Below are 14,321 nucleotides of genomic sequence, written 5' to 3'. Positions count from 1 at the left end.
ATGCTCATTTGAGCGATTTTCACTTATGCCACAGGTAACATGCGTAGGCATTACAGGCCGCAACCTGCGGATCCGTCAACCGGCAAAGCTCATTTTTGCGCTATCCTGCTCATGTGAGCAGGAAAAAGGGGCCACCGCCGCTGACCGAGACGCTGCTGCTGGCGACCATGGCCAGGCGGTTCTACGTGCAGGGCGCCTCGAAGCTGGAGATCGCCGACGAGTTCGGCATGAGCCGGTTCAAGGTCGCGCGGATGCTGGACACGGCACTCGAGTCCGGGCTGGTGCGGATCGAGTTCGACCTGCCCGCGCCGATCGACGTCGAACTGTCCGACGACCTCCGCCGCGCCTACCGGCTGGACCGCGTGCTCGTGCTCGAACGAGCATCCGAGACCGAGCCGCGCGAGATCGTCCGCAAGCAGGTCGGCGCGCTGGCCGCCCGGCTGCTGGAGGAGATCGCGACGCCGGACGACGTCATCGGGCTGTCCTGGGCGCGGTCGGTCAACGCGATGACCGAGGCGATCCGGACCCTGCCGCGCTGCCCGATCGTGCAGCTGTGCGGGGTGCAGGCCGGGATGGACATGCGCGGCCGCTCGGTGGAGACGGTCAGCCGCGTGACGTCGGTGTCCGGCGGCGACTCCTACCCGATTTTCGGCCCGCTCGTCCTGCCCGACCGGCGGACGACGGAGATCCTGCGGCACCAGCCGGGCATCGCGGAAACGTTCGCGCAGTTCGGAAAACTCACCAAGGCCGTGGTCAGCATCGGTTCGTGGGAGGCCGGGGAGTCCACTGTGTACGACGCGCTGGACGAGGCCGAACGCGCCGCCATCGCCGCCAGGGGCGCGACCGCCGAGGTCGCCGCGCGGCTGTTCGACGCGGACGGCAACTCGCTCGGCACCGGGCTGGCGCACCACGTGCTGGCGATCAGCCACGAGGAGCTGATGGCGGTCCCCGAGGTGATCGCGATCGGTTACAGCCGCCCGAAAGCCGAGGCGGTCGACGCAGTGCTGCGGTCCGGTCTGGTGTCGACGCTGGTCACCGACGCCGCGGCGGCCGTACCGCTGCTGGAGCTGGCGCGGGCCAGGCCGTTGCCGGACCCCTCGTGAGCGGCAATCCGGGATCGCCGCTCACGACACCCGCGCCTGCGCCTCCACCACCCGATCCCCGTACTCCGCCGCCCAGCGCCCGAATCCCTCGATCGGCCCGAGAAAGCTCACCCCCAGTCCGGTGAGCTGATACGCCCCCTCCGAGCGCTCGACAAGCCCGTCCCGCTCCAGCTTGCGCACCGCCTCGGTGAGCACCTTCGCGCTGATCCCGCCGATGCGCGTGCGCAGCTCGCCGTGCCGCAGCGGGCCGTTCTTCAACGCCCACAACACGACTGGATGCCAGGTGTTCGCCACGAGGTCGAACGCGAGCCGGGTGCGGCAGTCGGCGATGAACTCCATGGTTACCTTTCGGTTCCTGCTCCGGTCCCTAACGTCGCTTCCGTACAACCACGCGACGACAGGAGACCTTCCCATGCGCATCGCCCTCTTCGGCACCGGCGGAATGGCTTCCGCCCTCGGCGGCCAATGGACCCGGCACGACCTGACCGTGTCCGGCCGCTCCCCCGCTGGTGTGGCCGCCTTGGCAGCTGAACTCGGTGCCGAGGTTCTGGACTGGGCCGACGCCGCCGCCCGTGCGGACGTCATCCTGCTGGCCGTCCCCAGCACCGCCCTCGAAGCCCTGCTCACCCCGCTGGATCTCACCGGCAAGATCCTCATCGACTGCACCAACACCCCCGGCGCGACCGGCGAACCGGTGGCCGCCCGGATCGCCGAATACGCGCCGGGCGCTTCGGTGGTGAAGGCGTTCAACCTCGCCCACGTGGACGTCTGGCGGATGACTCCGCCGCTGTTCGAAGGCCGTCCGCTCGGCGTCCCGCTGTGCGGCGCCCCGGACGCGGTCGCTGTGGCAACGGAGCTGGTCAAAGACCGGGGCTGCACTCCCCTGCCCGCCGGTGGTCTGGACCGAGCCGCTCTGCTGGAAGCCGCCGCCGGGCTGGCGATCGGCCTGTGGTTCGACGGGCTGGATGCGCGTTCCATGCTCATGAGCGCCTGAATCGCCCTATCCTGGCCTGGTGTCGACAGGCGGAAGAGCAATCGTCGTCGGAGGCGGAATCGGCGGCCTGGCCGCGGCGATCGGATTGTCGCGAGCCGGCTGGAAGGTCACGGTCTTCGAGCGCCTGCCCGGCGAACTGGACGACGCCGGTTCCGGCATTTCCCTTGCCGCCAACGGTGTTCGAGCCCTGGACGCCTTGGGAGCCGGCGACGCACTTCGCGCCGCCGGCTGCTTCCAGCGCACGGTAAGCACGCGCAGCCCGCGCGGCACCTGGCTGGCCCGCATGGACGGAGCCGAACTCGAACGCGTCGCCGGAACTCCGATCGTAGGCATCGCGCGATACGAACTGCATCGGTTGTTGCGCGCGCTGTTGCCCTCGCCGGTGGTCCGGGATGAAGTCACCGCCGTCGAGGGCAGCACCGTGCTCACCGCGTCCGGGCGCCACGAGGCTGACGTGATCGTCGCCGCCGATGGTGTCAACAGCCGGTTGCGCAAGCACTTCTTTCCCGCGCACCCAGGTTCTGTCTACAGTGGATCGACCGTCATTCGCGCCATCACCGCCGAGCCGTTTGAACTGTCCTCTTCGGACTTCAACCTCACCTGGGGCCGCGGGGTCGAGTTCGGGTACATCGCGCTGGCGGACGGCCGAGCCGAATGGCACGCCGTGTTGACCGTTCCGCCAGGCACCCGCTATTCCGATCCGATAGCCGAAATGCGCCGCCGCTTCGGCTCGTGGCACGAACCAATCGCCGCACTGCTCGACGTGACCGCGCCGGAAGCCGTTCTGCACCACGAAGTGCACGAGCTGGTAACGCCGCTGTCGTCCTATGTGTCCGGTCGGGTGGCTTTCCTCGGCGATGCCGCGCACGCGATGCGACCGAATCTCGGCCAGGGCGCCTGCCAGGCGCTGGAAGACGCCGTGACGCTGGCGCATGCGCTGTCCTCAACCGACATCGACACCGCGCTCGCCCGGTACGACGCTGAGCGCCGCCCACGCAGCCAAGCGATCGCGCGAGCCGCCCGGCAAACCGCCAGGATGGGCCAGCAGCTGACGAACCCGGCCGGGATCGCGGTGCGGAATCTCCTGTTCCGGGCCATGCCGACGTCGGTGATGGCCCGGTCGATGCTGCGCTACACGCGCTGGCAGCCACCGATCCTGGACCAGCCCAGGCCGTGAGGGGAACCCTGAGGGAATCTGTTTCCCTCAGGGTTCCCCTCACGGACCGCCTACCCGCATCCCGGCCGAGCGGTCCTCAGAGCTGATTGACGTCCACGACCCGGACCACGGCACTGCCCACCTCGTCCGACGCGCGCAGATCCACCTCCGCGCTGATTCCCCAGTCATGGTCGCCGGCCGGATCGTCGAAGATCTGCCGCACCCGCCACAAATCCGGCTCCTGCTCGATCAGCAGCAACGCCGGGCCGCGCGCGTCCGGGCCGATCCCCAGCGAATCGTGCTCGTCGAAGTAGTCCTCGATCGCGTCTTCCCACGCGTCGGAGTCCCAGCCGGAGCCGGAGTCCAGCGAGCCCAAAGTGTCGTAAGCCCGGCGCGAAGCCAGCTCCACCCGGCGGAACAACTCGTTGCGCACCAGCACCCGGAAGGCCCGCTCGTTGCGTGTGACCGCGGGCGGCTCGGCGGGCGGGCGGTGCGACACCGGCCCCTCCTCGTCCGGATGCCGCAGCGCTTCCCATTCGTCCAGCAGGCTCGAGTCGACCTGGCGCACCAATTCGCCGAGCCATTCGATGAGGTCCTGCAACGATTCGGTCTTCGCCTCGTCCGGCACGGTGTGCCGCAGCGCGTCGTAGGTGTCGGCGAGGTAGCGCAGCACCAAACCCTCGGACCGCGCGAGCTGATAAAAGCCCACGTATTCCACGAAGTTCATCGCGCGCTCGTACATATCGCGCACCACCGACTTCGGCGACAGCTCGTAATCCGCCACCCACGGATGTCCGGCGCGATACGACTGATAAGCCGCGTTAAGCAGCTCCTCCAGCGGCTTCGGATACGTGACGGATTCGAGAAGGTCCATCCGCTCGTCGTACTCGATGCCGTCGGCCTTCATCGCCTGCACGGCCTCGCCGCGGGCCTTGAACTGCTGCTGCGACAGCACCGGCCGCGGGTTGTCCACAGTGGATTCCACAATGGACACCACGTCCAGCGCGTACGACGGCGACTCCATGTCCAGCAGTTCGATCGCCGCCAGCGCGAACGGCGAAAGCGGCTGGTTCAACGCGAAATCGAACTGCAGGTCCACCGTCAGGCGGACGATGCGCCCCTCGGCGTCCGGCTCGGGCAGCCGTTCCACGACACCAGCGGCCAGCAGCGAACGGTAGATCTCGATCGCCCGCAGGATCAGCTTCCGCTGCGTCGGGCGGTCCGAATGGTTGTCCTCCAGCAGGTGCCGCATCGCGTCGAAAGCGTTGCCGGGGCGCGAAATCACGTTCAGCAGCATCGAGTGGCTGACCTGGAAACTGGACGTGAGCGGTTCCGGATCGGCCGCGATCAGCCGGTCGAACGTGCTCTCGGTCCAGTTGACGAAGCCCTCCGGCGCTTTCTTCCGGACGATCTTCTTTTTCTTCTTCGGGTCGTCGCCCGCCTTCTCCAGCGCCTTCGCGTTCTCCACCACGTGATCCGGGGCCTGCACGACCACGTAACCGTCGGTGTCGTACCCGGCCCGGCCCGCGCGCCCGGCGATCTGGTGGAACTCGCGCGCCTTCAAATGCCGCTGCCGCACCCCGTCGTACTTCGTCAGCGCCGAGAACACCACCGTCCGGATCGGCACGTTGATGCCGACGCCGAGCGTGTCCGTCCCGCAGATCACCTTCAGCAGCCCGGACTGCGCGAGCGTTTCGACCAGCCGCCGGTACTTCGGCAGCATGCCCGCGTGGTGCACGCCGATGCCGTGCCGCACGAGCCGCGAGAGCGTCTTGCCGAAGCCGGCGGAGAACCGGAAGTCGCCGAGCAGGTCGGCGATCGCTTCCTTCTCCGCCTTGGTCGTGACGTTGATGCTCATCAGCGTCTGCGCCCGCTCGATGGCCGCGGCCTGCGAGAAATGCACGACATACACCGGGGCCTGGCCGCCGTGGAGCAGCTCGGACATCGTCTCGTGCAGCGGCGTGAGCGCGTACCGGAAGGTGAGCGGCACCGGCCGCTCCGCGGACGTGACCACCGCGGTCGGCCGCCCGGTCCGCCGGGTCAGGTCCTTTTCGAAGAACGAGACGTCGCCGAGCGTGGCCGACATGAGCACGAACTGCGCGTTCGGCAGCTCGATCAGCGGGACCTGCCACGCCCAGCCGCGGTCCGGTTCCGAATAGAAGTGGAACTCGTCGGCGACGACCTGGCCGACCGGGGCGTCGGCACCGTCGCGCAACGCGATGTTCGCCAGGATTTCCGCGGTGCAGCAGATGATCGGGGCGTCCGCGTTGACACTGGAATCGCCGGTCATCATGCCGACCTGGTCGGCCCCGAAGATCTCGATGAGCTGGAAGAACTTCTCCGAGACCAGCGCCTTGATCGGCGCGGTGTAAAAACTGCGTTTGCCGTGTGCGAGCGCGGTGAAGTGCGCGCCGACCGCCACGAGGCTTTTGCCGGAGCCGGTCGGCGTCGACAGGATGACGTTGGCCCCGGAGACGACCTCGATCACCGCCTCCTCCTGCGCGGGGTACAGCTCGATCCCCCGTTCGGCCGTCCACGTCGTGAAGGCTTCGAACAGGGCATCTGCGTCGGGATCCGCTGGCAGGAGGTCGGTGAGAGTCATCGCGGCACCTATCGTGCCATCCCGCCGCGGCCCGCGGGTGCAGGGGAGATCGCGGGTGCTTGCCCTAACCCGTAGGCTTCCGGTACCGCGCGCTGCCGGAGGGGAACGGACAGGCGGGCGCGCACACGGGCGGTACTCGCGGAGGATTCGGCAATGGCACAGGACATCATCCCGATCGAGCTCGGGCTGCCGCAGGGCGACGTGGTCACCCTCTGGGCCCCGCGATGGCGGGAGGACGGCGAGGAGTGGGAAGCGTTCCTCGGCGACGAGGACGACCTGTACGCCTTCCCGGACGCCGCGCACCTGGCCGCTTTCGTGCGCACGGCCGAGCAGCACGACCTGCTCGACCACCCGGCGTGGGACGCGGTGCCCGCGCTGAACGTGCCCGAGCTGATCCCCGACGACGACCACTCCTACGACCTCGTCGGCGTGCCCGAACTGGTCGCCGAGGAGCCGGACTCGTGGACGATCGGCGAGCTCGCCGAGATCGTCGGCATCGTGCGTTCGCTCGCCGACGTGTGCGAGCTGGACGAGGTGCACGAGGTGCTCGACGCCTACGAGGGCTTCTCGCTGCTGGAGCAGGGCCGGCTGCCGTTCACCGGGCGCGAGGGCGAAGCGCTCTGGAACGACCTGTCGAAGGCCGTCTCCGAGAAGTGGGACACCGTGCTCGACGCGATCGACAACCTGGTGACCGTGCCGGACGTCGACGCCGCGGTGCTGGAGCAGACCGCCGAAGAGCTGGCCGCCTTCCACGAGGAGTCCGCTGAGGCGGAGGCCGGCGAAGAGGACGGCGGTCCCGAAGACCTCGAAGCGGTCGACGCCGAGGACGAGGACGCCGAGGACGAGCCGGTCGGTTTCTGGGGCGAGGTCGGCATCGACCCGATCAAGATCGTCACCTCCGGCGCGGAGTACTACACGCTGCGCTGCTACCTCGACGACAAGCCGGTGTTCCTCGGCAACGACGGCGAGATCGACGTGTTCAGCTCGCCGAAGGCGCTGCTCAAGGCGATCAAGGCGGGCGACGAACTCGCCGACACCGACATCGCCGCCGTGTCCACGTGGGACGAGGTGCGGGAGAAGGCGGCGGCCGACGAGCTGGAGGTCGAGGTCGACACCGACAACACCTACGTCTTCCCCGGCCTCGACGAGGACATCGCCGAGGGCCCGGAGTCGATCGACCCGACCCAGCTGGAACTGGCGGTCGAGCTGATCACCGACGCGGCCGAATGGGCAGGCGACGACACTGTCGAAACCGCGCTGGCGGCCAACGAAAGCCTCGGCTGGCTGGTGTCGTTCGTGCTGCGGCCGGACCCGAGCCGGCTCGAGCCGAGCGCTCCGTTCGACACCGAGCAGAGCGCCTGGCGCAAGCTGGTCGAGGACTTCGAGAACCGCCTCACGGTGGTCTGAACCTCTCAGAGAGCGTCGAACACGGCTCTCGGCCGGGTAACCGGCGGAGAACACCTTCCAGGCGACGCCGGCGATCGCATCCGGATCCAGGATGCGGCCGCCGGCGTCGCTGTATTTTCCGGCCGCCCGGCGAACAGGAAGCCGCCGCTGCCGCGCTCCAGCATTCCCGGCAGCAGCTTGCCGACCATCTCGACCGCCGGATACACCCAGCTCGTCGCCTTCTCGACGGCGCCAACGGTCGCTTCGGGAGGGTGACGTAGCCGCGGATCTCGCCCCGCTGGTCTCCGCGATGTCGCAGCTGATCACCCGAGACCTGGCGACGACACTTAGTCCTTTTCAGACTCCGCCCGCACCGGCACCAAACCTATTGCCAGCAGCGGAAAAACCGCCGCCACACAATACGCCAGCGCGTATCGGCTATCCCCGATCACCAAGCCCAGCAACGGCGGCGTCAGCGACGCGGCGATGTTCTGTGCGGTGTTCTGCGTCCCCATCGCCCGCCCCGACCACGCGACACCGGCCAGCTCGGCCGACGCGGTGAAGCCAAGACCGTTGTCCGCCACCGTGATCACCGCCGCCAGAACCAGTGCCGCCAGAACCAACCACAGCCCGGTCGCGTCTCCGACCGCGACCAGCAGCATCACGACGACACTGGCCACAGCGAGCTGCCGCATCGGCCGCAACCGGCTCCCGACCCGGTCCGACCAATACCCCGACGCCAGCCGCCCGAGTGCGCCGAGCACCTGAGCCACCGCGACGAACACCCCGGCCTGCGCGGCGGTCCATTGATGCTGCGACACCAGATACACCGGCGCGAAGACGGACACCGCGAACTGCGGAACCACCAACAGCGCGCTCGCGCCGTGCACTCGCCACAGCCACGGTTTGCGGTACGGCGACGGCGGCCGTTCACCCTTCGCCGCGCGCGGCGGCCGCGGCGGGTCCACGACGAACGCCGCGACCAACAGCGCCACGAAGATCGCCAACGCGGCCGGCAGCAGCATCGCCGCCTGGAATCCCCACTGCGCGGCCAGCGGCGGCAGCCCGAGCGCGGCCACGCCGACGCCCAGCGGTTGCGCCGTCTGCCGGATCCCCATCGCCACGCCGCGTTCGGATTTGGCGAACCAGCCCATCACGACCCGGCCGCTCGCCGCGTTCACCGAGGCCGTGCACGCACCGGCGACCAGGAACACTCCAAAGAGAAGGCCGACCGGGTGGTGCCACAGGGCGGCATACACGAGGAGTAGTCCCGAAACACCCAGGCCGAGCGCCATGATGAGGCGCTCGCCGTAACGGTCCGCAGCCGCGCCCCAGGCGATCAGCGTCAGCAACAGGCCGATGCTCGGCGCCGCGACGACCGTGCCCGCTTGGGCCAGCGTCAGATGATCCGCTTCGCGCATGGCTGGCACGAGAAACGGCAGCCCGTAAAGGAAGGAGCAGCTGGCGGTCTGCGCGGCGAGGCCGAGCGCGAGGATCAACCACCGTCGCGAGCTGCCTTTTTGCCGCACCTGCTCCCCGGTCTCGACCTGCGCCATTCCGTCCACCGTCTCACTATTTGAGAAATGTGTCTTACATAGTGAACGATAGTTGGCATAGCTAACGAACGCAACCGCCTTTCGGAGGCGGCCGCGTTCGGAGAGCCGGGATTCAGCCGAGCGCCGCGTACCCGGGTTTGACGACGTTCTCGATCAGCTCGAGCCGCTCGTCGAAATCGAGGAACGCGGATTTCATGGCGTTGATGGTGAACCAGCGGAAGTCGTCGAGGCCGAAGCCGAACGTCTCGGCCAGCGCGGCGAATTCACTGGTCATCGTGCATCCGCTCATCAGCCGGTTGTCGGTGTTGACGGTGACGCGGAAGCGCAGCCGGGCGAGCAGTCCGATGGGATGTTCGGCCAGCGACGGCACAGTTCCGGTCTGGACATTCGACGAGGGGCAGATTTCCAGCGGGATCCGCCGGTCGCGGACGTAGGCGGCCAACCGTCCAAGATGGACATTTCCGTCGGCGTCGGTGGTGATGTCCTCGGCGATCCGAACGCCGTGCCCGAGCCGTTCCGCACCGCAGTACTGGATTGCCTCGCCGATCGACGGAAGTCCGAACGCTTCGCCGGCATGAATAGTGAAGTGCGCATTGTTCCGGCGCAAATAGTCGAATGCGTCCAGATTGCGGGTGGGCGGGAATCCGTCCTCCGGTCCGGCGATGTCGAATCCGGCCACGCCGGCGTCGCGGTAGCGCACCGCGAGTTCGGCGATCTCGAGCGCGCGGGCGTGCTGGCGCATCCCGCACAACAGGGTCCGCACCCGGATCCGGCCGCCGCCCGCGGCTACCCTCCGCGTCCCTTCGGCGAAGCCTTCCTGGACGGCCTCAACCACTGCATCGAGCGACAGTCCGCGCTCCACGAACAGCTCCGGCGCGTACCGCAGCTCGGCGTAGACAACCCCGTCCGCGGCCAGGTCTTCCACCGCTTCGGCGGCAACCCTGACCAGCGCTTCCTCGGTCTGCATGACACCACACGTATGGGCGAACGTTTCGAGATACGACACCAGCGAACCGGAGTCCGCCGCGGCCCGGAACCAGCGCCCCAGTTCCTCGGGATCCGTCGCGGGAAGTTCCCGGTAGCCGAGATCCTCGGCGAGTTCGGCGACCGTCCCCGGGCGCAAGCCGCCGTCGAGGTGATCGTGGAGCAGGACCTTGGGGGCACGGCGCAGGATCTCCGCGCTCAACGGGGTTACGTCCGACATGCTCCAACGGTAGCCTCGCTGTCATTCCCCTACCTGGCCGTAACCGAGAGCACCGGAACAACCCTCTGCTCAGCACTCTGCGCAAGGAATCGGCCATCCGGGTGGCACGGCCGTTATCCGCGTTCCCCGGGGGCCATACGCACAGCAATTTTCTTCATCGATAAGCTCGGGTCAGTCCCTTCCATTTTCCCCGCCGACGAAGGACACCGCAGTGACCACTGACAACCACATTGCCGCTCCGTCGTTCGACCGGATGCGCAACATGCTGGTGCGCGCGGCCGAGGTTCGTGAGAGCGAGCAGCAGCAGATCTTCGACGCGCTCGACGACATCTACGCCCGGCTCGCCCCGGTGGACTCCCTCGGCGCGGTGCGCAAGCGGCTGTCGGAAATGCCGGACCGGACCGAGGTCGGGGTGCTGGCGGAGCGCCTCGACGAGGCGATGACGCGGCTGGAGTCCCAGGACAACGCGATCGCCGCGCTCACGCACGCGGTGGAAAGCATCGTCGACAAGCTGGCGAAGCCGTTCGCTCAGCTCGACGGACGCCTCGACGGCGTGGCGGCGCGGTTCGAGGGCGTCGCGGGCCGGATGGACGGGCTCGAGGACAAGCTGCAGAACATCCACCGCAGGCTCGACGAGCTGGGCGGGCACCTGGACAAGCAGGACACGAAGCTGGAGTCGCTGCCGCAGGCCACCCAGGGCCCGATCCGCGACCGGATCGAGATGGCCGAGGCGTCGCTGCGCGAGCGGATCGAGACCACGGACCAGGAACTGCGCTCGCGCGTGGACGAACTGGACCGCGCGACGAAGGAACGCATCGCCACCGCGACCGACGCGCTGAAGAGCGCGGTCTCCGACACCGGCGAGATGATCGACCCGGCCGCCCGGCTCGACTCGGTGGGCACGAAGCTCGAGACGATCACCCAGCGTCTCGACGACCTGTCCGGCCGCATCGACAAGGTCGAGGACGACGTCACCGGCCGCATCGGCGACCTGGACGGCTCGGTGCGCAGCGGCCTGTCGAAGGTCGAGAACACGCTGTCGAAGCAGCCGGACACCGACTCGGTCGACTCGCTGGTGCGCCGCAGCAACGACGAATCCGTCCGCCGCATCGGCGGCCAGCTGGACGAAGCGATGGCGACGTTCGCGGAACTGATGCTCGGCGGCGGACCGGCCGTGCAGCAGATCGCCCCGCCGCCGCCCGCCCCGCGGCAGCCGCGCCGCGCCAGCTCGCGCAACGGCCGCTCTCCGAAGGCCGCTGACGCGAAGGCCAAGGCCGGTGGCGACTCGGACGAGTCGACTGACTGAAGCTTGAATGACCGAAGCCCCCGTCCAGGATCTGGATGGGGGCTTCGTCGTTTGCGAAGAGGATCAGGGCCGAACGGTGTCCAGCACGATCTCCCGCGAAGCAGGCGCTTCCGCACCCACCGCGAACCCGCCCTCCAGCGCAGCAAGAGCCGCCGGGATTGCCTCCGGAGTGTCCGTGTGCAGTTCCAGCAACGGCTCCCCCGCCACCACGGCGTCCCCCGGCTTCGCGTGGCACAAAATCCCCGCCGCCGCCTGCACCGGATCCTCCTTGCGCGCCCGACCAGCCCCGAGCCGCCACGCGGCGACACCGACCGCGTAGGCGTCCAGCGAAGTCAGCACTCCCGAAGCGGGTGCCTCGACCACGTGCACATGCTCCGGGCGTGGCAAGGCAGCCGAAGGATCCCCGCCCTGCGCGGTGATCATCCGGGCCCACACCTCGTAAGCCTCGCCAGAGGCCAGCACCTCGGCCGGATCGACGGAAATGCCCGCCAGCGCAAGCATTTCCCGCGCCAGCGCCACCGTCAGCTCGACGACGTCAGCCGGGCCACCGCCGCGCAGAACCTCAACCGCCTCGGCGACCTCGACCGCGTTCCCGACCGCCCGTCCGAGCGGCGTGCTCACGTCGGTGATCAACGCCGTGCAAGCGACGCCGTGCGCCGTGCCGATGTCCACGAGCGTCCGCGCCAGCAGCTGCGCCTCGGGCACCGTCTTCATGAACGCCCCGGAGCCAGCCTTCACATCCAGCACCAGCCCCGAAGCACCCTCGGCGATCTTCTTGCTCATGATCGAGCTGGCGATCAACGGCACCGACTCGACGGTCGACGTGACATCCCGCAGCGCGTACAGCTTCTTGTCCGCCGGAGCCAACCCCTCAGTCGCCGCACAGACCACCGCGCCGACTGAGTTCAGCTGAGCCGCGATTTCGTCCAAAGACAAAGCCGCGCGCCAGCCGGGGATCGACTCCAGTTTGTCCAGCGTCCCGCCGGTGTGGCCGAGCCCGCGTCCGGACAGCTGCGGCACCGCGGCACCGCACGCGGCGACCAGCGGAGCCAGCGGCAAGGTGATCTTGTCGCCGACGCCGCCGGTCGAGTGCTTGTCCACGGTCGGGCGCGCGACGTCCAGCGACAGCCGCGAGCCCGAGTCGATCATCGCGCCGGTCCAGCGCGCGATCTCGCCCTCGTCCATGCCACGCAAGAAAATCGCCATGGCCAGCGCGGCCATCTGCTCTTCCGCGACGGCCCCGTGCGTGTACGCGTCGACGACCCAGTCGATCTGTTCGTCGCTCAGCCGTCCGCCGTCACGCTTGGCTCGAATGACGTCTACCGCGACTGGGTCTGATGCCGCCTCCGCGGGAGGAAGTGCGCCGGCGGGCGTCACGGCAGATCCTCCGGCCCGAACGCGTCCGGCAGCACCTCCGACATCGGCAGCACCCCGCGCGGAGTGTCGACCAGACAAGAGGAACCGCCGAGTTCGAACAGAATCTGCCGGCAACGGCCGCACGGCATCAGCAATTCGCCAGCACCACTGCGGCAAGCCACCGCGACCAACCGGCCACCGCCGGACAGTCGCAATTGTCCGGCCATTGTGCACTCAGCGCACAAACCCAAGCCGTAAGAAGCGTTTTCGACATTGCACCCGGTCACCTGCCGACCATCGTCCACAATGGCCGCGACACCGACGTGCAGTCCCGAATAAGGCGCGTAAGCGTGCGAAGCAGCCGAAACCGCAGCTGCGCGCAAAGCTTCCCAGTCCACTTCGGACATCAGTCGCCCTCACCTCGCCGGTACTGCGCACCGTCCGCCTTGGGCGGCCGAAGTCGTTGCGACGCAACGGCTAGCACGATCAGCGTCACGAAGTGCGCGGTGTACGGGATCAAGTCGCTCGGCAGAGTGTCGTTGGTCCAGTAGATCGCGTACAGGATGCCAGCGCCGACCACGCCGAGCGCAGCCGCCAGCCAGCGCTTCCGGATCAGCTGCACGATCACGATGATCGCCAGCAGAATGACCGCGCCGTACAGCAACGCCAGCACCGCGTCGCCGCCACCGGCGAGCTGCAGACCGTCCGAGTACCCGAACAGCGCGGCACCGCCGAGCAGACCACCGGGCCGCCAGTTGCCGAAGATCATCGCGGCCAGACCGATGTAGCCGCGACCGTTGGTCTGGTTCTCCAGGTAGTCCGCGCCGCCCTTGAGCAGCACCAGCGAAGCACCGCCCATGCCCGCGAACCCGCCGGAAATCAGCACGCCGACGTACTTGTAGCGGTAGACGTTCACGCCGAGCGACTCCGCCGCGACCGGGTTCTCGCCGCACGAACGCAGCCGCAGGCCGAACCGCGTGCGCCAGAGAATCCAGTAGCTCACCGGGACCAGCAAGATCGCGAGCATGGTCAGCGGCGCGACACCGGTCACCAGCCCGCGCAGAATGCCCGCGACGTCAGAGAGCCCGACGCGCTGCTGGTTTTCCAGCGAGCCAAGCCAGTCCGACAATCCGGCCGCCGAATAGGTGTCGAACTTCGGCACCGGCGGCGACTGGCGCGGGTTTCCCGACAGCGGCTCGAAAATCAGATTCGCCAGATACTTCGCGACGCCGAGCCCGAGCAGGTTGATCGCGACGCCGGAGACGATGTGGTTGACGTTGAACGTCACCGTCGCCACCGCGTGCAGCAGCCCGCCCAGCGCGCCGAACGCGATCGCGGCCAGCAGGCCGACCCACGCGCCGCCGTAATACGCACCCCAGGCCGCGCCCCAGGTGCCGAGGATCATCATGCCTTCGAGGCCGATGTTGATCACGCCGACGCGCTCGGCCCAGAGACCGCCCAGCGCACACAGCAGGATCGGCAGTGCCAGCCGCAACGCGGTCGACGCGGTGTTGCTGGACGTCAGCGCCGAAACGCCGGTGGCGTACGACGCGGTGGACATGACCGCGATCGCGACCACGGCCCAGATCACGCCGCGCAGCCAGCCGGGAATCCGCGGCCGCTTGCGCTTGACCGGCATCGGCGTCCCGGACTCCGGG

12 protein-coding genes are annotated in these 14,321 nt (G+C 68.5%); 5 read left to right on the top strand and 7 right to left on the bottom strand.

Annotated features, from left to right (window positions below; genetic code table 11):
* Positions 1 to 113: 113 nt before the first annotated feature.
* Complete coding sequence (locus ACZ7SW_RS25370; RefSeq protein WP_470232836.1) at positions 114 to 1,103, top strand: sugar-binding transcriptional regulator; 990 nt, start codon at positions 114 to 116, stop codon at positions 1,101 to 1,103.
* Positions 1,104 to 1,124: 21 nt separating this feature from the next.
* On the opposite strand, the gene ACZ7SW_RS25365 is transcribed toward ACZ7SW_RS25370, so the two are convergent.
* Positions 1,125 to 1,442, bottom strand: a complete 318-nt coding sequence (locus ACZ7SW_RS25365; RefSeq protein WP_470232835.1) for a winged helix-turn-helix transcriptional regulator — start codon at positions 1,440 to 1,442, stop codon at positions 1,125 to 1,127.
* 73 nt (positions 1,443 to 1,515) lie between these two features.
* On the opposite strand from ACZ7SW_RS25365, the gene ACZ7SW_RS25360 reads away from it, so the two are divergent.
* A complete protein-coding gene (locus ACZ7SW_RS25360) occupies positions 1,516 to 2,097 on the top strand; it encodes an NADPH-dependent F420 reductase (RefSeq protein ID WP_470232834.1) in 582 nt (193 codons plus the stop codon).
* 19 nt (positions 2,098 to 2,116) lie between these two features.
* On the top strand, positions 2,117 to 3,274 hold the full coding sequence (locus ACZ7SW_RS25355) for an FAD-dependent monooxygenase (protein WP_470232833.1): 1,158 nt from the start codon (positions 2,117 to 2,119) through the stop codon (positions 3,272 to 3,274).
* Positions 3,275 to 3,350: 76 nt separating this feature from the next.
* Here ACZ7SW_RS25355 and ACZ7SW_RS25350 read toward each other — a convergent pair whose 3' ends face one another.
* Positions 3,351 to 5,855, bottom strand: a complete 2,505-nt coding sequence (locus tag ACZ7SW_RS25350; RefSeq protein ID WP_470232832.1) for a DEAD/DEAH box helicase — start codon at positions 5,853 to 5,855, stop codon at positions 3,351 to 3,353.
* Positions 5,856 to 6,008: 153 nt separating this feature from the next.
* On the opposite strand from ACZ7SW_RS25350, the gene ACZ7SW_RS25345 reads away from it, so the two are divergent.
* Positions 6,009 to 7,262, top strand: a complete 1,254-nt coding sequence (locus tag ACZ7SW_RS25345) for a primosomal protein (protein ID WP_470232831.1) — start codon at positions 6,009 to 6,011, stop codon at positions 7,260 to 7,262.
* 326 nt (positions 7,263 to 7,588) lie between these two features.
* On the opposite strand, the gene ACZ7SW_RS25340 is transcribed toward ACZ7SW_RS25345, so the two are convergent.
* Positions 7,589 to 8,806, bottom strand: coding sequence for an MFS transporter (locus ACZ7SW_RS25340; RefSeq protein ID WP_470232830.1), 1,218 nt, complete (start codon positions 8,804 to 8,806; stop codon positions 7,589 to 7,591).
* A 103-nt stretch (positions 8,807 to 8,909) separates the two neighbouring features.
* Entirely contained in the window at positions 8,910 to 10,001 is a 1,092-nt protein-coding gene (locus tag ACZ7SW_RS25335) for an adenosine deaminase (RefSeq protein WP_470232829.1), read from the bottom strand.
* A 211-nt stretch (positions 10,002 to 10,212) separates the two neighbouring features.
* On the opposite strand from ACZ7SW_RS25335, the gene ACZ7SW_RS25330 reads away from it, so the two are divergent.
* Positions 10,213 to 11,307 carry a PA containing protein gene (locus ACZ7SW_RS25330; RefSeq protein ID WP_470232828.1) on the top strand — a complete coding sequence of 365 codons (1,095 nt, stop codon included), beginning with the start codon at positions 10,213 to 10,215 and terminating at the stop codon, positions 11,305 to 11,307.
* Positions 11,308 to 11,370: 63 nt separating this feature from the next.
* Here ACZ7SW_RS25330 and ACZ7SW_RS25325 read toward each other — a convergent pair whose 3' ends face one another.
* The 3 genes from ACZ7SW_RS25325 to ACZ7SW_RS25315 are packed head-to-tail and all read right to left on the bottom strand — an operon-like array spanning position 11,371 to position 14,302.
* Positions 11,371 to 12,684 (bottom strand): thymidine phosphorylase, encoded by a 1,314-nt coding sequence (locus tag ACZ7SW_RS25325; RefSeq protein WP_470232827.1) that lies wholly within the window; start codon positions 12,682 to 12,684, stop codon positions 11,371 to 11,373.
* Complete coding sequence (locus ACZ7SW_RS25320) at positions 12,681 to 13,070, bottom strand: cytidine deaminase (protein WP_009072565.1); 390 nt, start codon at positions 13,068 to 13,070, stop codon at positions 12,681 to 12,683. The genes ACZ7SW_RS25325 and ACZ7SW_RS25320 overlap by 4 nt, the downstream gene beginning before the upstream one ends.
* The gene (locus tag ACZ7SW_RS25315) at positions 13,070 to 14,302 is read right to left on the bottom strand and encodes an ABC transporter permease (protein WP_470232868.1); all 1,233 of its coding nucleotides are present in this window, start codon (positions 14,300 to 14,302) and stop codon (positions 13,070 to 13,072) included. Before ACZ7SW_RS25315 ends, ACZ7SW_RS25320 begins: the two co-directional genes overlap by 1 nt.
* Positions 14,303 to 14,321 lie beyond the last annotated feature (19 nt).

The organism is Amycolatopsis sp. NPDC114484, from assembly GCF_055633755.1.
The sequence above is the reverse complement of the archived record's forward strand: the minus strand, read 5'-3'. Positions and strand labels throughout refer to the sequence as shown.